The organism is Halomicrococcus pelagicus, from assembly GCF_050954125.1.
In genome coordinates this window covers 709,266-728,943 of the sequence record NZ_JBPBWC010000001.1, presented here as the reverse complement: position 1 = coordinate 728,943, position 19,678 = coordinate 709,266, and the positions used below count along the sequence as shown (strand labels likewise).

The following is a 19,678-nucleotide window of genomic DNA, read 5'->3' as shown; positions in this document are numbered from 1 at the left end:
ACTGCACTAGCCGCTGCGTGAAGTCGGCGCGGGGTGCGCCGAACGCGAGACGGTGGTCTCGCTTGCACGTCCGCAATCCCAAGCCGCGCAATGAGAGTCGCGCGACGAGTCAGATTTGCGGCTGTGCCGTTCCCGTGTCCGGTAGGAATCGGTCGAGGTAGTTAAATGGTTGCTATTCCGTTCGAGGCCGGTGGGCTTCGTCGTCGACGCCCGGTTCGTGAAACCGGACCGGTGCGGCCGAATTTCGAGAGGTTTATCAGTACCGCCCCGGAAAGAAGGAGTGCGAACGAGGGCTCGTAGATCAGTGGTAGATCACTCCCTTGGCATGGGAGAGGCCCCGGGTTCAAATCCCGGCGAGTCCACTTGAAATAAACTCCATGAGCATGGAGTCTATTCTTTAGCGTTAGTCCCTGCACCCTCAATTCTTGGTGAGAGTACCGAGTTTAGCCGGGTTCGATGGACGTGATGACCACTCCGCCACCTATGCCGTCTGCGACTCTGCATAGTGAATAATCACTCTGGCACATAAATCCCTATCACCGTTGATGGGGAAACAGTTGAGAAAAGAGGGTTCGCGGGTTACGGCAGTTCCTTCCGGCCTTCGCGGTAGCAGTTGAAGCAGGGGAAATCCCCGATACAGTCCTCGCAGTCTTTTGAGACGGCCTTCATGTGCTTACAGACTGCTTCCCGGTGAAACAGACTATGTAAACCCACAGCATCGTTTAGCGTCTTGCGATTTTTGGAAATGATAAAGTCCAGATAGTAGGGTAACCGAGACAATTTTTTCAGAGATAGAAATTGAAATCATTATCAGACTGCGCCCACTCGGCGTTAGGAATATGGTCAGAAATAGCCCAGATTAACCCCACTTTGATAGAAGATAACATACTCCTCATACCACTTGCGTCGTCTCATGAACAGAAAACTCCGGGTATAGAGTAAAGAATACCCTCACAAGCGCCTGTGATCGGAGCACTGCTGCGTTTATCTTTCGTTCCATGTTTCCAACCTTCTTGAGCCTACTATCAATCTAATAGTGAACACACGGGCTGCGTTAGTTCCGATTTCCCTGTGTCGATTGACGAGACCACTTGTGCTGTTAGCCGACCTGCCGCGCCCGTGTGTTAGCCAGTGTCGTGAGCGTTGGGGAGGTTGTCCCGAAAGTATCTGTTGTCTCTCTCGAAAACCGCCCTGTTGTCCTTCTTCGACCTTCGCAACCTTCTATCGAAACCCGTACCGCACCAACCTTCTTGGTAGGAGGATTGTTGTCGTTCTGGATGGTGTAACCACTTGCCCCGGTCAAAGTATGCTCACTGTATGGCTCTTTCGTCCAGCTACCCTTGGTGTGATTGATTCGTGTCAGGAGCTTCCCCCATAGCGTAGTTTGTTCTACACTTGTAGTCCTCAATCACGGGACGCCAACTTTAGAATATTTGCCGAACCGCTTCTTGAACAGTCGTCTTCAACATATGGACGCACGTCCTTCAATGAAGGCACTGGCTTTTAGTCAGACTTGCGTGGTTCCGTGTCTCTTTCTGCCCAAGGAAGGTCCGTCCCCCGTTTCGGGAGGCCTTGGCGCGTTGCATCTTTCAACCATTATAGATTTACTATGGTACTCGAACACCATCCTTTCCCTTCCAGACCTCCGGATTGCGAATAGTCTGGCTTTTCCGTATAACACCGGGTTGTTTCATTGCTCAGATCATCAAGCACGAAGTTAATAACCGAACCAGAAGATTTATTAACTTACAGTCCGTAGAGAAGAATGTTAAGTTCCTTCTGACGGGGCTTGCTCATCCGAGCCATCCAATTTCTGATTCCTCGCAAGTGGCAATGCCACAAAACGAAAAGGCGAAATCGTAAACCTTATTCCAACTGCTTATAGATAACTATGCCCTTCTATTACTTAAAGGTTTCGGTAGTTCATCATTTAGCCGTCCTCATCAGATTAGTTACATATGACTATTTCCGTTCCTTCATACATGTAACTTTGAACATGGGTTGCTTGTTCTCATATCCATTCTCCCATTGACACTTACAAGCTATTGGACGCTCTGACAGGTTCGCCAATGGATCTACTGTGGAATTGAGTAGTATTCACTGTATTCAGGTGAATTACACTTAGCGGGACACAGAGGGCCTGAAAAAGCGATAGATATCTGTCATAGCAGCATTCGTGTGTTTGTTAATTGGAACACGACTGCAAACTATCGCTGAACCCTCTATTTTAAAATTAACCCCATGAAACTTGTTCCTGAGCACAAAGGTTGTTGATAGTGGAGTAGCTTGCCATCGATTCCTCTTTTGTACTCACATCATTGGGTTTTCACCGCATCTACGTCTTCGACTTGGAGCGTGAATCCCCACGTGAACGTTTCATCATACCCGTTTTCGTCGCTGATGTTGTACGGGGTCTCAAATCTGTACTCCCCGGTCGGAATGCACCCACGAACAGTAGGATCGTCAACAACAATCAGTTCCTCGCTTGAGGATTCGCCCGGCTTGAGGGTTTCCGTCCCGGAGTACTCATTTGACCATAGTAGCCTTCCCTTTGATTTACCATCTGACCCGATACAGTCTGGCGCATAATCTGCTGGCGGACTATCTGGGGCACGTAGGGAATATAGGAGGATGCCCGAATCGCCTGCCCGAGAGCTTGCACCTTTATAATAGGCCGGTTCGAATTCTCTCGTCGCTTCGCCTGTGTTCTTGGCTGTCGCTTTCAGATGAGCAGTTTGTGTTTTGGATATTTCTGCCTGAATGACTTCGATGGTTAAGTCAACCGGATACCGTTCTGGAACCGAATCGGTCTGTTGTACGGAAACTCGTTTTGGGAATGGTGAGTTACCTGATGATGCGTTTCCAAGACAGCCAGCAGAGACTGAGAATAGAGATAAGAGGCTGACTATTGTGGTTCGGCGTTTCATGTATGAACATACGTCTATTAGACAATAAGCTTCGTGTACAGTGAAATATCTCCTTTACACTTCGACCGTGGAATCGATCTTCATAGCTATTACCCTAACTGCTTGTGAAATCTGACTATTCGTAGTGAGCGTTTTCCAGTGAGAAAGGGACTGGGTAGAGAATGCGTAAGAAGAAAGTCCGGCGTGTGTTCGCTTCGTTGTCAGACCTTAGATATTGTCGAGATACCCCTTTCGCGCTTCTCTCCGCTCTTCTTGATTCTGTTCCCGGTAGTGCTTCTCAATCACCTCTGGCGAACAGTCAACCCGTTCAGAGACAATCTGAAGAGGCACAGAAGCATTGAGGTGTTGGGTGATAGCGGAACGCCTCACGGGATGACTGGAGACGCTTGACGGACATTTCGAGTATCCACTGTACTTTGCGCCCTCACACTCCTCGGGGTCGCGGTCGTGAGGACATTCCGCGCCATACCAGCATGGTCGAGTGACTTTATAGCATATCTTAGATATAGTCTTTCCATGTAGGCGGCCTTGTGAGCTTGTCAACAGTGGCTCTCTCCCGTATTCGTCCTCTATGTCATGACGTTTGTCGTTAATGTAGTCGTCAACCGCCTCGCTGATGTTCGGCTTAGTGATAGTCGCGTTACGCTCTCCGTCATCACGGTTCTTTAGAGGCGTTCCTTCTCGGTTCTTGAATGAGAGATAGGATTCTTTCGAATGCCAATCCTCTACGTCGAGAGCGTACAGTGCGGAACGCCGACAGCCTGTATGAATCAGGATAGCCCATATGACGTGAGCGTTCGAAGCGTACTGGTACTTTTCAAGGTACTCCAGAATCTCCATAGCACGGTCGTGAGAGACAAATACGCTTCGTGCATCTTCTCCGTCTTCGAGAACAGGAATCATCACTTTATCAGCGATTCCTTCAGGGACGACTTCGATGTTCTCGCAGTAGCGGAGGAATACACGGAAGGTATGAAGGTGGTTTTTCAGCGTGACCTTCCCGATATTCCCTCTCTCGACTTTCCAATTCTTGAATTTCTCGACCTCCATCCCTGAAAGGTCGTTCATGTCGTGAAACCCGTTCTCGCTGGCCCACTCGATGAAGGTGCTTAGTCTGTACCGATGATTGTTGACGGTACTCTGCGTAGCGTCCAGCTTCTTTGAGGCGAGATACTGTTCAACTGCGTTCTCCGGTGTGACTCGTTCGGACATGGTTTCCTTTAGTGGATTGAGTCACAGTCGGCAGAGGTAGAGGAGAGGCCCCGGCTTGCGAGCGTGCACCAGCACGTGAGCCAGCGATAGGCGCGTTAGCGCCTGAGGTTCACAAATCCCGGCGAGTCCATCCTCGCTTCGCTCGGACCGCATTCGGCAGACGGCACGGCATTTCTCCACAAACCGCGACCGTTGAGCCGAGAGTCCGAGTGAGGTAGTGGCAACCGATTCACTCGTGATTTCGAGCGAGGCCGTGACACCAGTGGGAGCCGTCTGGTGGTTCCTAACATTGGATAGCCCCTCCCCAGAGTTAGCTGTAATAGTTATTCCAGTGTAAAGGTATCAAGCACGTCCTCGTGTTAAACCCAGCCAGCGTCTTCCTTCGCAGACCGCGCTTTCTCAATCACCTCTATTACTGCCCCATTCGTCAATAGCGTTCCCGTGATGAGTTCCGCATGGCTGTCTGCCTCTACTATTGCATACGAATGTGATGCCAAGCTCTCCACTCGGAGAATCACCTCACTCTCGATTTCAGGTGGCGCTTCGGAGATATGCCGCTGGAGCAAGTCATGTAGCACTCTGTATTTCCGCTGTTTCTGGTCAAGGTTCATGTGTTCTATATCCTCTGGCGTGGTATCAATGCCGAATTGGATGTCTGAGTCTACTTGCTCAGCTAACTGAATCGCCCGTTCATACCACGTTTCTATCTCTTTCTTCTTGCTCCGTCGAAGTCGGTATTCGACGGTATCAAGCCCTATGACGCCACTTATCGAAGCGCCAAGAATCAAGCTCCCTATCTGGACGGCCATTTGTGTAACCAAACCGACGTAGGGATAAAGAACTTTAATAATATATAATATCCATATCCAATATGCCGACATTGAAACCCTTGACCAGTGACAATTTGGCGAGACCGTGCTGAGAGGGCGCGTATTTTGTAGATAGTCAACGTTTGATTCAACTTGCCAACGGCTAACTAGCCGTTAGGTAGCGTGCTCCTCTTACCGTAATCCCGAGCGAAAGAAGGTGAGAACAACAACTGACCACAAAACCAGTCCTAACCCATAGAAAATCAGAATCGCACGAGTGCCAAACTTCCCCGGAGACGGACTCAATTGCATATCCTCAACCTTTATCCCGCTAATTTCTGCGTCTCCTGTTTCAATAGCGGATGCGCCCACTGGTCCGCTCGCTGCGCCTCCGAGCACGACTAAAAGCAAACCTACACCTGTAGCAACTAACGTGTAGAGTCCCGAGTGAGTCAGGAAATATACGCAACCGACCGTGATAGCTCCCGCAACTACCGTATAGAACGCCAATCCTTGCGCTATAGGTCGAATATCCAGAGATAAACTTACTATTCAATTCCTATTATTTTTGGGTTGATGTTGACTTGAGAAGTCGGTGGTTTGCTATTCAACCTCGAATAGGGCGTGCTGAACCCATCCTCTAAACCTAACACTTTGTCACGCACTGAGTCACCAAAGAACTCTCCGGCTTGATGAAGTGAGACGCTACGGCTTTTCCAGTATCGCCCGCCATTGAACGTCGCCGTACTTGCACTCGGTAACTTCCCACGGCGTCCCGAGCGTCGCCTCTCGAAGCCGGTCGACGCTGAAGAGGCGGAACAACAGGGTTCGCCCGACTTCCCCCTCGTACTCCTCGTGGTAGACCCGGTACGCGAGTCCGGGCGCGGGATCGTCGCGGAAGCCGAACGCGCCTTCGTGGACTCCTTCTCCGGGGCGTAGTTGTCGAGAACCGCGGTCGCGTCGGGGGTAGTGACGAACGCGAGGTCGTCGAGGAACTGGCGAACGCCCGCCATCGACCCGGCCAGTCCGACCTGCGTCCCTATCGCGTGTGCCGACCGGAAGCGGTCACGGTCGAAGTGGTCGCGGAGGGCGAACATGTCCGCCAATCGAGCGTCGTTCACTCCACGGTCGCGCATCACCTCGACGAGGCGTTCGCTCACTTCGATGGCGACCGTCTCGAACCGTTCCTGGTAGTAGAGGGCGTCCCTTCCCGCACCAGCACCCATATCGAGTAACGACCCGTCCATTCACGAATCGCGCCACGCGTCTTCACCGTGTTCTCCGAAATACCATCGTTCGATGGAGTGTTCACGCGTCTCGTCGCCGTCCCGGTCGACCAGAGGTTCATCTCGGTTACCGAGGTAGTGGTCGCGTACGGCGCGACCAAACGGGTCGGTAGACATCACGGTGTGTCATACACCCTCAATTATAATAAATTCATAATGAATGATGGTGCCGGTTCACAGTTTGGGTCAGAAGATACGCTCAGCCCACTCTCTGTACCTGCTACGTCGACCACTCCATCGAGGACGAGCTTCACCACGCGCTCGAGTCGCAGAACTTCGCGGGTGTCGGGCGGGCGAAACTGGGAGAGGTACGTCGTATCGTACAGAAAACGTCCTCTCGGTGATTCTACACCGACTCGTACGCCTCCGTGTGTGCGAGGAGTTGACCCGTCAATTCGGTCGAGCGTTGGCCGCAGCACTATCGAGTAGAACGAACGGTTAGACGTCGAGTAACAGGAAATCCGTTACCGCTCTCCGCTTCGCAGCGTTCGAAGGCACTTCGGACAGGCGTCGTCCGTCGTCACGTAGTTACAGCCCGGACACATCGTGACCGACCGCAGCTTCTCCAGAATCGTATTGCTCACCGGTGAATCGCCACTCTCTATTGGACTATCGTAGCCGAGAGCGGGACAACTTTCCCGTTCAGATATCCGCTCTTGATAAGGACAGTCCGGACCCCTCGAAGAGCGGAAAACCGAGAGAGCGAGAGAAGCGCCGGGCGACCGTCGACCATGGACCGTCGACCGACGACGCACGCCGGCCCCGCCAATCGCGGTCTCAATCGATGTGCCCGCCGCCGTCGACCCAGACGGTCTCGCCGGTCACGTACGACGCCTCGTCGCTCGCCAAGAAGAGGTACGCCCCGGCCAGTTCGTCGGGGGCCCCGGCGCGAAGCGGGAGGCCGGGGGTCTCCGCGTCGGGGCCGGGACCCATCGCCTCGGCCTCCTCGGCCCAGCCCTCGCGTATCTCGGTCGCCACGGGGCCGGGGGCGACGGCGTTGACGCGCACGCCGTGCCGGGCGAGTTCGAGCGCCGCGCTCCGGGTCACCATCCGGACAGCGCCCTTGGTGGCGGCGTAGTGGCCGTGGTCCCACGCCGCCCGGCCCTGGGTGTCCGAGGAGGTGTTGACGACGACGCCCGGTTCGCCGCGCTCTATCATGTCGTTCGCGGCTATCTGCGTGCCGAAGAAGGTGCCCCTGGCGTTGACCCGCCAGAGGTCGTCGAACTCCTCGGGCGTCACCTCGCGGAACCGCCGCTTGGTGTAGATTCCGGCGTTGTTCACCATCACGTCAACGCCGCCGAACTCGCGGGCGGCCGCGACGACCGTCTCCACGTCCTGCGGGTCGGACACGTCGGTTTCGACGTACTCGGCGGTCCCGCCGGCGTCCGCGATGGCCTCGTGCGTCGGTGCGGCGGCGTCGGGGTCTTTCGGCTCCTCGCGCACGTCGGCGACGACGACGGTCGCACCGGCGTCGCCGAACGCCAGCGCGACGGCCCGGCCGATGCCGGAGCTACCGCCGGTGACGACGACCGTCCGGTCCGCGAAGTTGGGGTTCAGCGTTGCCATGTCTCTCCGGCAGTTGGCGCTCCAGTCGTAAAGTCCCCCGTCCGCGTGCGGGTCCGAGCGCGTGCGGTGGGGCCGCGGTGAGCGACGCCGGCCGTCCGCCGCGCTGCCGTCACATGACGGGCGCGTCGAAGCCCCGGCCGGAGGAGAGCGTGTTCTCGACCAGCGTCTCGTGGGCGCGTCGCATCCGCTCGGAGACCGCCTGGTGGGAGATGCCGAGTTCGTCCGCGAGAACCATGGTGTCGGCGTTCCGCGGGACGTCGTAGTAGCCGCTCTGGAGCGCGAGCGCGAGCGTGCGCTGCTGTTCGTCCGTCAATCCGAACCGGCTCTGTCGAGCGTCGCAGAACTGGGAGATGGTCGAGATGGCGAGCCCCCATCCTGCGTCCCGGCACTGGTCGTAGGTCCTGGACAACGACTCCCGGTCGGGAAACAGCACGCGGAAGTTCCACTGCTGCTCGGTCGCCCAGACGTCCAGGACGATTCCCTCGGCGGTCGCGTTTTCGACGAACGATTCGACCTCCTCGCTCCACTCCACCCGATAGAACTGTTCGTCCCCGACCGTCGCGACCAGGTCGAACCCGTCGACACTGGGGTCGTCGGCCAGTGTCGCCGCGACCGCGTCCTGTTCGTGACCGAACATCCACGCGAACGGCATCGCCCACTCACCGCCGTGCGCGACGACCCGCTCGATCTCGACCGACAGCTCCGGAAGCTTCCGTACCGTTTCCCCCAGTGCGAACTCTTCGGCCGATACCTGCATCTCTGCTTTCGTCCCGCGCATTACCGGTAATGACTCGAATCGCCGGGATAGAATCGACCCTTCGTGAGACGAAGGTATTTATAACGACCAAGGACCTATTAAATTATTTATAGAACGCATCTGTTATTTACAGGATCGGAAGATTAGGCGTCGAAATTCGAAGGACGTCCGATCGAGAGGGTGTTCGTGACCAGGTTGGTGAGGCCGCGGCGCAACCGCCCGGAGGCGGCGCGATTCGATATCTCCAGTTCCGCCGCGACGTCTTCGAGGGTTCCCGCACGCGGGGTGTCGAAGTACCCCAGTTCGAGCGCCGTGAGGATGGCCTCCCGTTGTTTCGGCGTCACGTCGTACTGTCCCATCTTGGGTTCGGTGAGACGAACGAGTCGCTCCAACTCGAAGTCGATGCCACGTTCGTGACAGTGCTCCTGGAACCGCCGCAGCGACGCCCGGGAATCGGAGCGGACCTTGAGGAACCACTCGTCGGCCGCCCCCTTCGCCTGGAGAATCGTCGCGTCACCGCCGTCGATCGCACGAAAGAGGTCGTTGTCGGACCAGCGAACCCTGTAGAGAGCGCCGTCCTGGAGTTCGGCGGTCTGCTCGATGCGCTCGACGGTAGGGTCGTCTCTCGCCGCGTCGACGAACGCTGCGTGGTCGCCACCCTCCGCCCAGACGTACGGAACCTTTCGATTCCGTACCGGAACGAGGAGTTCGCACTCGAGGACCATCTCGGGGGCGGCCCGCAGACCGTCGGCCAGCACGAAGTGGTCTGCGGAGACGAACAGTTCAGCGACGACGCTCATACTCACAACCCGTGTGAGCTACTGCCGTAATCTGCATGCGTAGGACACTCTCGGTCGCGTTCAATAATCCACCGGCCCCTCGCGGTTCTCGTCGGGAGAACCAGCCGACGGGTATATTGTTTCAGGTCCTGTCCGTACTCGTATGAACACCTACGCGAGGGCTATCGTCTCCCTGCTGGTCGGGGCCGTCGGGTTCCTGGTCGGCCTCGTCGTCGCCACGGAACTGCTCACCCCGTACGTCTGGCCGGCGCTGCTGGTCTCTCTCCCCGTCGCGCTCGTCGCGGGCGTCCTCGCCGCCGGACTGACGTACGGCGGCCTTTCCTATCGAGAACAGCAGGCCCGATACGGCGAGCCCTCGCCGCGCACTGTCGCCGCGCTCGGCGCGCTCGTCGTCGGCACTGCTGCGTTCGTCGTCACCGCTCCCGTGGTCGCGTACGCGCTGGGCCTCGCCTCGGTCCCGCTGGCCACTGCGCTGCTGTTCGGTGGTCTCCCAGTGGGACTGATTGCGGCCGCGGTCGGTGCCGCGGTCGGTGCGAGCTACGCCGGTCGTTCCGGAACGGTCGCACCGCGGTGACGATTCTCGCCGGTCGGCTGGCCCCCAATCGCTAATACTTCGTCGACCGTACCGAGTCCGAACGGCGACGGAGGAACCGATGACGGACACGCCCACGCGTCGAACCATCCTCCGGCGGATAGCCGCCGCGGGGAGCGGACTCGCGGTCCCGGGAATCGCCGCGGGCGAGACGGACGCCGGGACGCCGCGACGGGCGTTCGCGTACACCTGCGACGTGACCACCTCCGGACCCGACCCGAACGTCGACGACGTGCTGCTGCTCGTGCGGGTTCGGGGAACGTTCGGGCCGACGAAGCCGGACTGCTTCGGCGAGCGAGAGACGCTCTACCGATACCTGTTCGTGCGATACCGCGCCGGTCGAACGCGACGCAGCATCCTCTGGGCGACCGAACGGGACCTCCCGGACGGCCTCTATCGGATCACGAACGTCTCCGTCTGCGTCCCGGCTCCGAGCGGCTACTGTGGGTTCGAGCCGTTCTACCGCGTTCTCCTCGAACGACTGCCCGACGGAGGATTCGGAGAGTCGTGGTGAGGGCGACGGACTACCGTTCGAGCCACTCCGAGCACTGTTCGACAACGGCGAGCAGCGGCACCGCCTCGTCGTCGAAGTGGACGAACAGCGCGCCCGGTTCGGCGGGGAACTGGAGCAACACCGCCTGGTCGAACGCGTAGATTGCGACGTTGAGGCGACCAGTTCGGAGCACATGCTCGGCGTCCTCGCGGGCTCCGTCGCCCAGCAGCGACTCGCGGTGGAGCCGCCGCAGGTCGGCCGACTCGTACCGCCCCTCGACGTCGTCGCGATCGTAGAGCGACCGGTACTCGCCGTCGTCGTAGATGGTGACGCCGCGCAGTGCCGGCCCGACTCGCGACCGCAGTTCGTCGACGAACTCCTCCCGACTTTCGTCCACGGTCGTCCGGAACAGGGACGGGGACGTTCATAGTTTTGACGGGGGAGCAACGCCGCACGCGTTGGCGCGCCGCCGACCGGAACTGCGGGGGTGGTCGGCCGGTCGGACGACCGCTCGGCTCGCGGCGAGCACGGTCGAACCGCTATCCGTAAACCAGTCCCGTCCGTAACGCCGACGATGACCGAAGCGGACTGGTCGCTCCCGGACGACCGCGACGCGGTGCGGACGGCGCTGGTCTCGTGGTACGAGGACGACCACCGCGCGTTCCCGTGGCGCGAGACCGACGACCCCTACGAGATTCTCGTCTCGGAGGTGATGAGCCAGCAGACCCAACTGGGGCGGGTCGTCACCGCCTGGGAGGCGTTCCTCGACCGCTGGCCGACCGTCGAGGCTCTCGCCGCCGCGGACCGGGCCGACGTGGTCGGCTTCTGGACCGATCACTCGCTGGGGTACAACAACCGCGCGAAGTACCTCCACGAGGCCGCCGGGCAGGTCGTCTCGGAGTACGACGGCGAGTTTCCGGAGACGCCCGAGGAACTGCAGAACCTGCAAGGCGTCGGTCCCTACACGGCCAACGCCGTCGCCTCCTTCGCGTTCAACGCAGGCGACGCCGTCGTCGACACGAACGTCAAGCGCGTGCTCTACCGCGCGTTCGACGTGCCGGACGACGACGCGGCGTTCGAGGCGGCGGCGGGCGAACTGATGCCCGACGGCGAGTCGCGGGTGTGGAACAACGCCGTCATGGAACTCGGCGGCGTCGCCTGCGAGAAGACGCCCGCCTGCGACGAGGCGGCCTGTCCGTGGCGCGAGTGGTGTCACGCCTACGAGACGGGCGATTTCACCGCGCCGGACGTGCCGACCCAGCCCTCCTTCGAGGGGAGTCGCCGGCAGTTCCGCGGGCGCGTCGTCTCCGCGCTGAAGGAGTACGACGAACTCCCGCTCTCGAAGCTCGGTCCGCGCGTCCGGGTCGACTACGGCGGCGACAGCGGGGCCGAGTGGCTCCAGGACCTCCTCGCGGACCTCGAACGGGACGGCCTCGTCGAGGTCGAGCGACGCGAGGACGACGGCGAGAGCGCGACCGTCGCGCGACTCCGGCGGTAGGCGCGGAACGCCGGTGCGACAAGCTATATTCGGCTACCGCCCGCACGTCCAGCCATGCCGAACCAGCCACACGTCGTCGCTATCTGCGGCAGTCTCCGGGACGCCAGCGTCACGCGAACCGCACTGGAACACGCCGCCGCGGGCGTTGAGGAAGCGGGCGGGACCGCAGAACTGCTCGACCTCCGAGAGTTCGACCTCCCGCTGTTCGACGCCGACGAGGGCGAGGCCGGCGACGCTCCGGAACTCACCGGGCGGGTACGCGAGGCCGACGCCGTCGTCCTCGGAACACCGATGTACCACGGCTCCTACTCGTCGGTGCTGAAGACCGCGCTGGACTACTGCGGCTTCGACGAGTTCGAGAACAAGACGGTAGGTCTGCTCGCGGTGTCCGGCGGTCGCTTCCCCGTCACCGCGATGGACCACCTGCGGTCGGTCTGCCGGGCGCTCGACGCCTGGGTGCTGCCCTACGAGGCTGCCGTGCCGCGCTCGCACAGCACGGTATCGGGCGGCGAGTTCGTGGACGAGGAACTCCGAGACCGGGTCGTCACGCTCGGCCAGCAGACCGTCCGCTACGCGAAGATAGAACCCTGCCCGGCGACGTTCGAGAGCACCGAGAACGTCGGGGCCCAGGAGTAGGTACCACCCCACACGGTTTTCACGAATCGCGTCGACCTACCCCACGTCGCCTCGTCGACAGTCAGCCATGATCGAACTCGAAACGGTACGGGAGCGACCGGAGTTCGCCGCGGTCGCGCTCACGATAGACGCGGTAGACGCTCGCGACCGCGTACAGCGGTCGTTGAAGGGACTCAGTGCGACGGAGACGGAGGACGGTATCAAGCTCCGCACGACGCGCGGGATGCTCGTCGCAGTCGTCGGGGACCGCCCCGAGTCGGACGAAACGGAAGCCGAGCTGGCGTATCGGACCGCGCCGCCGTCGGAGCTGGCGACGCGGAAGGGCCGGAAGGTGTTCGAGACCCTGGAGCAGTTCACCGCCTGATTCGGGCGGCCGGCGGCGCCGCACGAAATCGCGTCCCGCCGCGGCCCCCGAGAGCGCCGGACGATGTCGACGGCCGGGACTCGCGGTTCAGAACCCGTAGTCGTCGTTCGGCTCGTCCTGCATCGCGGGGTCCTGGTCGTCGACGGTCTGCGTGAACAGTTCCTCGTCCTCCGTCGTCGTCTCTTCGGTCACGTTGTAGGTCGAGACGCCCATCGAGAGCAGTTCTTCGACGGCCTGCTCCCGATTCACGAACTCGCCCTGGTCGACGAGGCGGTCGATGTCGTCGTTGATCCGGTCGGGAAGGGTCACCTCTATCTTGGACATACGCAGTGACGTTGGCGGTTCGGGGGTGTGAATGTTGGGGTCGCGGTCGGCGGGACCGACCGTGCCCTGGGACGCCTCGACGGCGGGCGGACGAGGTCGGTTCGTCCCGGTTTCCGGAGACCCCGACGGCTGCGCTCGCCTCGAATCGGCAACCCTTTTGGCTGAGTCCTGTGCGCCACTCGAGTATGCACAAGATAACCAACAGCGGGTGGGTCGAGGTCGTCACCGGTTGCATGTTCTCCGGGAAGACCGAGGAGCTGCTTCGGCGACTCCGGCGCGCGGAGATAGCCGGCCAGTCGGTCGCCGTGTTCAAGCCGGACCTGGACGACCGATACGGCGAGGATACGGTCGGCACGCACAACGGCCGGTCGTGGGAGGCGACGGTCGTCGAACCGGAGGGCGACGGCGTCTGGGACATCGCCGACGCGCTGAACGGCGAGGAGGTAGTGGCCGTCGACGAGGCGAACTTCTTCTCCGACGAACTCGTCTCCGTCTGCGACTTCCTCGCTGACGACGGTCGCCGGGTCGTCGTCTCCGGGACGGACCAGACGTTCCGCGGCGAACCGTTCGAACCCCTGCCCCAGCTCGTCGCGCTGGCCGAGTACGTCGAGAAGTACCAGGCGATCTGTGCGGAGTGTGGCGAACCGGCGACGCGCAACCAGCGACTCATCGACGGCGAACCCGCTCACGTCGACGACCCGACCATCCTCGTCGGTGCGGAGGAGTCCTACGAGGCGCGATGTCGGAACTGTCATACCCTCCGGACCGACTAGTTCGCGTATGACCCAGTGGGTCGAGAATCCACGCGGCGGCCGGGACCGCGGTCCGGTGGCGGTCGCTCGCGCGTGGGTCGAAGTGCTGGTCCGCCCGCGGCGGTTCTTCCGCACCGGCGTCGCGCCCGGCGACCAGGCTCCGGGGCTGGTGTTCGGCGTGGCCGTGACGGTCGTCGCGGCGGCGACCCGCATCGCGGTCGGCGACGTCGACGTTCCGGAACTGGCCGGCGGTCCGCTGCTGTCGGCGCTGTTCGTCCTCGCGCTCGTGGGGCTGTTCGTCGCACCCGCCGCACTCCACCTGACTGCGGCGTTACAGACGCTGCTGTTGATGGCGCTCGTCCCGGACCGCGCGGGCGTCAGCGAGACGGTGCAGGTCATCGGCTACTCGACAGCCCCCTGCCTGTTCGCCGGCGTTCCGGTGCCGGAGATACGACTCCTCTGTGCGGCTTACGGGACGGTCCTGCTCGTCATCGGCGTGTGGGAAGTCCACGATACGTCGTTCGCGCGCGCGGTGGCGGCCGGTGCGCTCCCGGCGGCGCTCGTGTTCGCCTACGGCTTCGGCGGCGAGGCCGCGTGGCGGACCGTCCTCCCGTCCCTCGCGGCGGCGGTCCCGTGGTGATTAAAGTATCCGGTCCGTATCGCCGGTATGCTCAACCTGCTCGTCGACGACTTCATGGTGGAACTGAAAGATGGCGCGATTCGGAACGTCGGCCCGTCGAACAAGACCGGGACGGCGAAGCTGTTCGACGTGGAGACGGCCGAAGCGCGCGAGTTCGGCGACAAGCGCGTGAAACTGGTGTTCGAGGACGACGAGGGCAACGAGGTGCAGGTCGCGCTGTTCCCCGAGCAGGCTCGGAAGGTCGCCACCGACATCGAGAACCTGGAAGACGACAGTCCGGTCTTCGAGTAGGCCGTCCCGACCGATAGCCGTTCCGGAGCACCTGACGCCGCGTTAGTTACTTCTTACTGTTTTAACAACTCAATAATGAAGGCGCGGGAGACCGTCTCTCCGCGTACGGAGTATGTCGACTCTCACCGACACGATGGACGGGAACGACGACGGGGACGACGCCGAGACGACGCGCTCGGTGCCTGCACCCGTCCGGTTCGTCGGATTCTGGGTCGCCATCGCGCTCCCGTTCATGTACGTTCCGTTGCTCGCCACCGGTCTCCAATCGTCCAGCCAGCTCCAGACGTTTCTCCTGTTGGTCGCGCTCAACGTCGTCGCGCTCCTGCTCGGCCACCGCCACGACGGCGGGACTTAACCGTCTGCTAAGCCGTTAACGGCCCTCTTTCGCCTCGATTCTCGCCCGCTAGCCGAACTATAACTATACGTACGACTGTCTCAGAGACGACCATGTCGAAAGCAGCGCCGACCGTCGGCTGTCCCCACTGCGGCCGCTCCGGGACTGTGACGCTTCCGACCGGTCGCGACGAGGTCCCCGGTCTGGACGACGACCGGCTGAAGGGCCGCCTGGTGAACTGTCCCGACTGCGGTGACGAGTTCTCGTTCTACTACTACTGACGGGAGTCCCTCCGTCGAGCGCAGAACCGTCGAAATGGGCTGAAACTCCCGATGACGGGTAGTAGCAGCGGCGGCGGTGATCGAGCGACGACTCCGGCGGCCCGTCGGCACTCCCGTCAGATTTCGACAACCGTTTTAGGCCGGGCCTATTGGATTCGTGTATAAATGGGTAACTGCGTCATCTGCGGGACGCCTGCCGACGGCCCCATCTGCAAGAGCCACGAGCAGGACGTCCTCTTCGAATTCGAAGGAAGTAACCCCGACGAACTCACCCGAGGGCGATACTACAGAGGTACCGTCGACGGGTTCGCCGACTTCGGCGTCTTCATCGACGTCGGCGACGAAGTCACCGGTCTCCTCCACAAGAGCGAACTCGACCGTCGTCTCGACGCTCTCGACTGGGAGCCGGGCGACACCGTGTTCGTCGAGGTCATCGGCATCCGTGACAACGGCAACGTCGACCTCGGTTGGTCCATCCGACAGTCCGAGCGGGAGTTCCGCGGCAAACTCGTCCAGGACGCCGACAGCACGTACCTGCCCGACGACGAGGAGTCGGACGACGACTCGACCGACGAGTCGAGCGCCGGGAGCGAGACGACCGACGACGAACCCGACACCACCGCTACCACCGACGGCTCAGGCTCCGCGGTCGGCAAGATGACCGCGCCGGAGACGGGCTCGACGGACGAGGACGTGAACGAAGCGCCGACCGACGAGTCGGCGGACGACGAGCGAGCGGACGACGAAGCGGTCGAACTCCCGGAACGCGCCGACATCGACTCACTCTCCGAGCGGGTCGGCGACCGGGTTCGTATCGAGGGCGAGGTCGTCGGCGCGAGCCAGACCGCCGGCCCGACGGTGTTCGAGGTGCGCGACGAGACGGCCGCCGTCGACTGCGCAGCGTTCAAGGAAGCCGGCGTCCGCGCCTATCCCGAAGTCGACACCGGCGACGTGATACGGCTCGTCGGCGAGGTCGAACTCCGAAACAACGAACTCCAGGTCGAGACCGAGCGCCTCGACGCCCTCGCCGGCGACGAGGAAACGACGGTCCGCGAACGTCTGGAGGAGGCGCTGGCCAGCGAGGCCCGCCCCGCGGACGTCGGCCTGTTCGCCGACGACCCCGCCGTCGAACCGCTTCACGAGTCCATCCGCGACGCCGCCGGTCTCGTCCGGCGCGCGGTGATGGAGTCCCGCCCCGTCATCGTCCGGCACAACGCGAGCGCTGAGGGGTACGCCGCCGGTGCTGCCCTCGAACGCGCGGTCCTCCCCCTCGTCCGGGACGAACACGCCCGCAGCGACGCCGAGTACCACTACTTCGACCGGCGTCCGCTGGAGGACGGTCACTACGACATGGAGGACGCGACGAAGGACGTGACGACGATGCTGGACAACCGCGAGCGCCACGACGAGAAACTCCCCCTCTTCGTGCTCGTCGACGCAGGCAGCACGCTTGAGTCCGGCGACGGCCTCGAACTGCTGGACGTGTACGGCGCACCCCACGCGGTCGTCGACACCCACTACCCCGACGAGGGCGTCGCCGAGACGGCCGACGCGGTCGTCAACCCCCACGTCGGCGACGACGGCGACGGGGTGACCGCGGGCGTCCTGGGTGCGAACGTCGCAGCCCACGTCAACCCCGACGTCCGCGAAGACGTGGCCCACCTGCCCGCCGTGAGTTACTGGTGGGGTGCCCCCGACCGGTACGTCGACCTCGCCGAAGACGCGGGCTACGACGAGGACCACGTCACCGCGCTCCGGGAGGCCGTCGCGCTGGAGGCGTACTACCAGTCCTACGAGGACAAGCGCGAACTCATCACCGACCTGCTGTTCGAGCACGAGAAGCGCGACCTCGCTGAGCACATCAGCGAGCAGTTCCGCACGAAGCTCGAGGACGAACTCGACACGGTCGAACCGAACCTCACCATCCGCGGCGCGAACGGCGTCACGTTCACCATCCTCGACACGGACGCGTACACGCACCGCTTCGACTTCCCGCCGGAGTCGGTCCTGCTCGACGCGGTCCACCACCGCAACTTGTCCGGCCAGCCGACCGGCCAGAACGTCACGCTCGGCATCGCCACCGACGAGGTCCACGTCCGGAGCAACGAGGGCGTCAACGTCCGCGAGGTCGCCGAGACGGCCCGCGAACAGGCGCCCGAAGCCGGCATCGTCCCCGTCGGCACCCGCGACGGTAAACTCGAGTTCCTCGCCGGCGAGCGCGGCGAGGCTCTCGACGCCGTCGTCGAGGCCGTCAGCGAGTACCTGAACGACTCGAACTGACGACGCAGTCGATGCGGTTCGACGCTTCTTTCGGACTACTGGCGTAGCGCTGCGAAATGCTGCATCGACGTGCCGAGGGCTCCGCGAGCAATCGCAGGCAGGGAACGCGCGACGGTGGCGGTGCGGCGTCGCGTCCGCGGCAGACGCCCTCGCTCTCGGAACGGCTCAGAGCCGCTTGCTGACGTACGGGCCGTCCTGGTGGTAGCCGAGCTTCTGGCGGTAGTACTCCCGCGCGCCGATGCCGGAGATGACGCTCAGTTTGTCGAAGCCGGCGTCGGCGGCGAGTTCCTCGGCCGTCTCCATCAGCCGGCGGCCGTAGCCGCGGTGCTGGTGCTGGGCGGCCTCGCCCTCGTCCCCGACCGACACCTCGCTGCCGTACACGTGGAGTTCGCGAACGAGCGCGGCGTCGTCGAGTTCGCGGCGCACGGGATTCCCCGGGAACCGGAGCCGACAGAAGCCGACGAGGAGGTCGCGGTCGAAGTCCTCGAAGGAGATGAAATGTTCCGTGCCGCCCGCCGCCTCGTAGGTCATCACGTCGAGTCCGACGTTCTCGGGCTCCTCGTCGTTCATCCCGGCCTCCCGGCAGCGGATGCAGTCGCAGGTCCAGCCGTGGTCGTCCATCCGCTGGCGCGCGAGCTGGCGGAGGTTGGACTTCCAGACGCCGGCGTCGATGAAGTCCGCGGGGATGTCGCGCTGGACGCGCTGGAGGCGGGTGTACCTCGGAATCATCGACTTGATCTCGGCGACGAGTTCGGCGGCTTCGTCGTTCTGGAGCGGCTCGAACTCACCCTGGTGCCACCAGTCGTAGGTGGCGGTGCCGCGGACGACGAGCGTCGGGTAGATCTTGAGGTAGTCCGGTCGCCACTTCTCCTCCTCGAACAGCCGCCGGAAGTCCTCGAGACACATCTCCTGGCTCATCCCGGGCTGGCCGGGCATCATGTGGAAGCCGACCTTGAACGCGGCGTCCCGGAGGCGCCGGTTCGCGTCGATGGAGGCCTGGACGCCGTGGCCGCGGTGCATCTCGCGGTTGATGCGCTCGTAGGTGGTCTGGACGCCGACCTCGACCTTGGTACCGCCGAGGTCGAGCATCCGGTCTATCTGCTCGGGGTCGCACCAGTCGGGCTTCGTCTCGAACGTCGTCCCGATGTTGCGGATGTCGCCCGTCTCGTTCTCGGCGATGACGTCTTCGAGGTACGAGAACTCGTACTCGTCGGGGTCCTGGGCGAAGCTCTCGCCCTCGGCGGGGTCGGGCTCCTTGCCGACGTCGTAGTCGTTCATCGCCTCGAGGCAGCGCTTGACGAACCACTCCTGGTAGTCGTGGCTCCGGGCGGTCATCGTCCCGCCCATCAGGATGAGTTCGACCTTGTCGACGGGGTGGCCGATCTCCCGGAGCTGTTCCAGCCGCAGCGTCACCTGCCCGTAGGGGTCGTAGTCGTTCTGCTCGCCGCGCGCCGCGGCCGGCTCGTGGCCGGTGTAGCTCTGCGAGGAGGAGAACTCGGAGCCGGGACCGCCCGGGCAGTAGAGACACTTGCCGTGCGGGCACTGGTGGGGACTGGTCATCACGGCGACGGGCGAGACGCCGGAGGCAGTCCGGACGGGCTTGCGCCGGAGCACTGCCTCCAGCTCCTCGCGGCGCTCGTTCGGAGCGAAGTCAAGCAGTTCGGAGTTCTTCGGCACCTTCGGCGCCGAGTGTTCCGAGCAGACCTCCAGCTTCGCGCTCTCGACCTCGTCGCGGTCGATCTCCCCGGCGAGGATGCGCTCGACCAGCTCCGAACAGACCTGCTCGAACGCCTCCGTTTCGGTCGGGTCCGGCGACTCGGTGCTCATTGGTCGTTG

General features: G+C 62.1%; 21 protein-coding genes, 1 tRNA gene and 1 pseudogene. 12 read left to right on the top strand and 11 right to left on the bottom strand.

Annotation, left to right across the window (positions count from 1 at the left end; translation table 11 throughout):
* Nucleotides 1–290 precede the first annotated feature (290 nt).
* A tRNA-Ala gene (locus ACRYA2_RS04070) sits at nt 291–362 on the top strand.
* A gap of 1,953 nt (nt 363–2,315) precedes the next feature.
* Here ACRYA2_RS04070 and ACRYA2_RS04065 read toward each other — a convergent pair.
* The 8 genes and pseudogenes from ACRYA2_RS04065 to ACRYA2_RS04035 form a co-directional block, all read right to left on the bottom strand.
* On the bottom strand, nt 2,316–2,927 hold the full coding sequence (locus ACRYA2_RS04065) for a hypothetical protein (RefSeq protein WP_433624460.1): 612 nt from the start codon (nt 2,925–2,927) through the stop codon (nt 2,316–2,318).
* Nucleotides 2,928–3,134: 207 nt separating this feature from the next.
* Nucleotides 3,135–4,139: a tyrosine-type recombinase/integrase gene (locus ACRYA2_RS04060; protein ID WP_433624458.1), complete on the bottom strand. Its 1,005-nt coding sequence runs from the start codon at nt 4,137–4,139 to the stop codon at nt 3,135–3,137.
* A gap of 359 nt (nt 4,140–4,498) precedes the next feature.
* A complete protein-coding gene (locus ACRYA2_RS04055) occupies nt 4,499–4,948 on the bottom strand; it encodes a hypothetical protein (RefSeq protein ID WP_433624456.1) in 450 nt (149 codons plus the stop codon).
* Nucleotides 4,949–5,140: 192 nt separating this feature from the next.
* Nucleotides 5,141–5,470: a DUF8070 family membrane protein gene (locus ACRYA2_RS26625; RefSeq protein ID WP_472850122.1), complete on the bottom strand. Its 330-nt coding sequence runs from the start codon at nt 5,468–5,470 to the stop codon at nt 5,141–5,143.
* A gap of 183 nt (nt 5,471–5,653) precedes the next feature.
* Nucleotides 5,654–6,351, bottom strand: a pseudogene (locus ACRYA2_RS04050) (methyltransferase domain-containing protein).
* A 660-nt stretch (nt 6,352–7,011) separates the two neighbouring features.
* Complete coding sequence (locus tag ACRYA2_RS04045) at nt 7,012–7,800, bottom strand: SDR family NAD(P)-dependent oxidoreductase (protein WP_433624454.1); 789 nt, start codon at nt 7,798–7,800, stop codon at nt 7,012–7,014.
* Nucleotides 7,801–7,909: 109 nt separating this feature from the next.
* Nucleotides 7,910–8,578 carry a helix-turn-helix domain-containing protein gene (locus tag ACRYA2_RS04040; RefSeq protein ID WP_433624452.1) on the bottom strand — a complete coding sequence of 223 codons (669 nt, stop codon included), beginning with the start codon at nt 8,576–8,578 and terminating at the stop codon, nt 7,910–7,912.
* Between the two features lie 122 nt (nt 8,579–8,700).
* Nucleotides 8,701–9,357 carry a helix-turn-helix domain-containing protein gene (locus ACRYA2_RS04035; RefSeq protein WP_433624450.1) on the bottom strand — a complete coding sequence of 219 codons (657 nt, stop codon included), beginning with the start codon at nt 9,355–9,357 and terminating at the stop codon, nt 8,701–8,703.
* Nucleotides 9,358–9,499: 142 nt separating this feature from the next.
* Here ACRYA2_RS04035 and ACRYA2_RS04030 point away from each other — a divergent pair, with 142 nt between their 5' ends.
* On the top strand, nt 9,500–9,931 hold the full coding sequence (locus ACRYA2_RS04030; RefSeq protein WP_433624448.1) for a DUF8147 domain-containing protein: 432 nt from the start codon (nt 9,500–9,502) through the stop codon (nt 9,929–9,931).
* A gap of 79 nt (nt 9,932–10,010) precedes the next feature.
* Nucleotides 10,011–10,463: a hypothetical protein gene (locus tag ACRYA2_RS04025; RefSeq protein ID WP_433624446.1), complete on the top strand. Its 453-nt coding sequence runs from the start codon at nt 10,011–10,013 to the stop codon at nt 10,461–10,463.
* A gap of 10 nt (nt 10,464–10,473) precedes the next feature.
* Here the strand turns inward: ACRYA2_RS04025 and ACRYA2_RS04020 are convergent, their stop codons facing one another.
* Complete coding sequence (locus tag ACRYA2_RS04020) at nt 10,474–10,839, bottom strand: DUF7522 family protein (protein WP_433624444.1); 366 nt, start codon at nt 10,837–10,839, stop codon at nt 10,474–10,476.
* A 177-nt stretch (nt 10,840–11,016) separates the two neighbouring features.
* Between ACRYA2_RS04020 and ACRYA2_RS04015 the strand changes: the two genes are divergently transcribed.
* The 3 genes from ACRYA2_RS04015 to ACRYA2_RS04005 all read left to right on the top strand — a co-directional run bounded on the left by ACRYA2_RS04015 (nt 11,017) and on the right by ACRYA2_RS04005 (nt 12,940).
* A complete protein-coding gene (locus tag ACRYA2_RS04015; protein ID WP_433624442.1) occupies nt 11,017–11,940 on the top strand; it encodes an HhH-GPD family protein in 924 nt (307 codons plus the stop codon).
* A 54-nt stretch (nt 11,941–11,994) separates the two neighbouring features.
* A complete protein-coding gene (locus ACRYA2_RS04010; RefSeq protein ID WP_433624440.1) occupies nt 11,995–12,576 on the top strand; it encodes an NADPH-dependent FMN reductase in 582 nt (193 codons plus the stop codon).
* Nucleotides 12,577–12,643: 67 nt separating this feature from the next.
* The gene (locus ACRYA2_RS04005) at nt 12,644–12,940 is read left to right on the top strand and encodes a hypothetical protein (RefSeq protein WP_433624438.1); all 297 of its coding nucleotides are present in this window, start codon (nt 12,644–12,646) and stop codon (nt 12,938–12,940) included.
* A gap of 87 nt (nt 12,941–13,027) precedes the next feature.
* Here the strand turns inward: ACRYA2_RS04005 and ACRYA2_RS04000 are convergent, their stop codons facing one another.
* Nucleotides 13,028–13,264 carry a ribbon-helix-helix domain-containing protein gene (locus ACRYA2_RS04000; protein WP_113275749.1) on the bottom strand — a complete coding sequence of 79 codons (237 nt, stop codon included), beginning with the start codon at nt 13,262–13,264 and terminating at the stop codon, nt 13,028–13,030.
* Nucleotides 13,265–13,449: 185 nt separating this feature from the next.
* Here ACRYA2_RS04000 and ACRYA2_RS03995 point away from each other — a divergent pair, with 185 nt between their 5' ends.
* From ACRYA2_RS03995 to ACRYA2_RS03970, 6 genes are all read left to right on the top strand, one after another.
* The gene (locus tag ACRYA2_RS03995) at nt 13,450–14,037 is read left to right on the top strand and encodes a thymidine kinase (protein WP_433624436.1); all 588 of its coding nucleotides are present in this window, start codon (nt 13,450–13,452) and stop codon (nt 14,035–14,037) included.
* A 7-nt stretch (nt 14,038–14,044) separates the two neighbouring features.
* Nucleotides 14,045–14,656 carry a YIP1 family protein gene (locus ACRYA2_RS03990; protein WP_433624434.1) on the top strand — a complete coding sequence of 204 codons (612 nt, stop codon included), beginning with the start codon at nt 14,045–14,047 and terminating at the stop codon, nt 14,654–14,656.
* Between the two features lie 27 nt (nt 14,657–14,683).
* Nucleotides 14,684–14,947 (top strand): hypothetical protein, encoded by a 264-nt coding sequence (locus ACRYA2_RS03985; protein ID WP_433624432.1) that lies wholly within the window; start codon nt 14,684–14,686, stop codon nt 14,945–14,947.
* Between the two features lie 112 nt (nt 14,948–15,059).
* The gene (locus tag ACRYA2_RS03980) at nt 15,060–15,302 is read left to right on the top strand and encodes a DUF8028 family protein (protein ID WP_433624430.1); all 243 of its coding nucleotides are present in this window, start codon (nt 15,060–15,062) and stop codon (nt 15,300–15,302) included.
* A 92-nt stretch (nt 15,303–15,394) separates the two neighbouring features.
* Entirely contained in the window at nt 15,395–15,562 is a 168-nt protein-coding gene (locus ACRYA2_RS03975; protein ID WP_433624428.1) for a hypothetical protein, read from the top strand.
* A 165-nt stretch (nt 15,563–15,727) separates the two neighbouring features.
* Nucleotides 15,728–17,842, top strand: coding sequence for a DHH family phosphoesterase (locus ACRYA2_RS03970; protein WP_433624426.1), 2,115 nt, complete (start codon nt 15,728–15,730; stop codon nt 17,840–17,842).
* Nucleotides 17,843–18,007: 165 nt separating this feature from the next.
* On the opposite strand, the gene ACRYA2_RS03965 is transcribed toward ACRYA2_RS03970, so the two are convergent.
* On the bottom strand, nt 18,008–19,669 hold the full coding sequence (locus ACRYA2_RS03965) for a tRNA uridine(34) 5-carboxymethylaminomethyl modification radical SAM/GNAT enzyme Elp3 (protein ID WP_433624424.1): 1,662 nt from the start codon (nt 19,667–19,669) through the stop codon (nt 18,008–18,010).
* Nucleotides 19,670–19,678 lie beyond the last annotated feature (9 nt).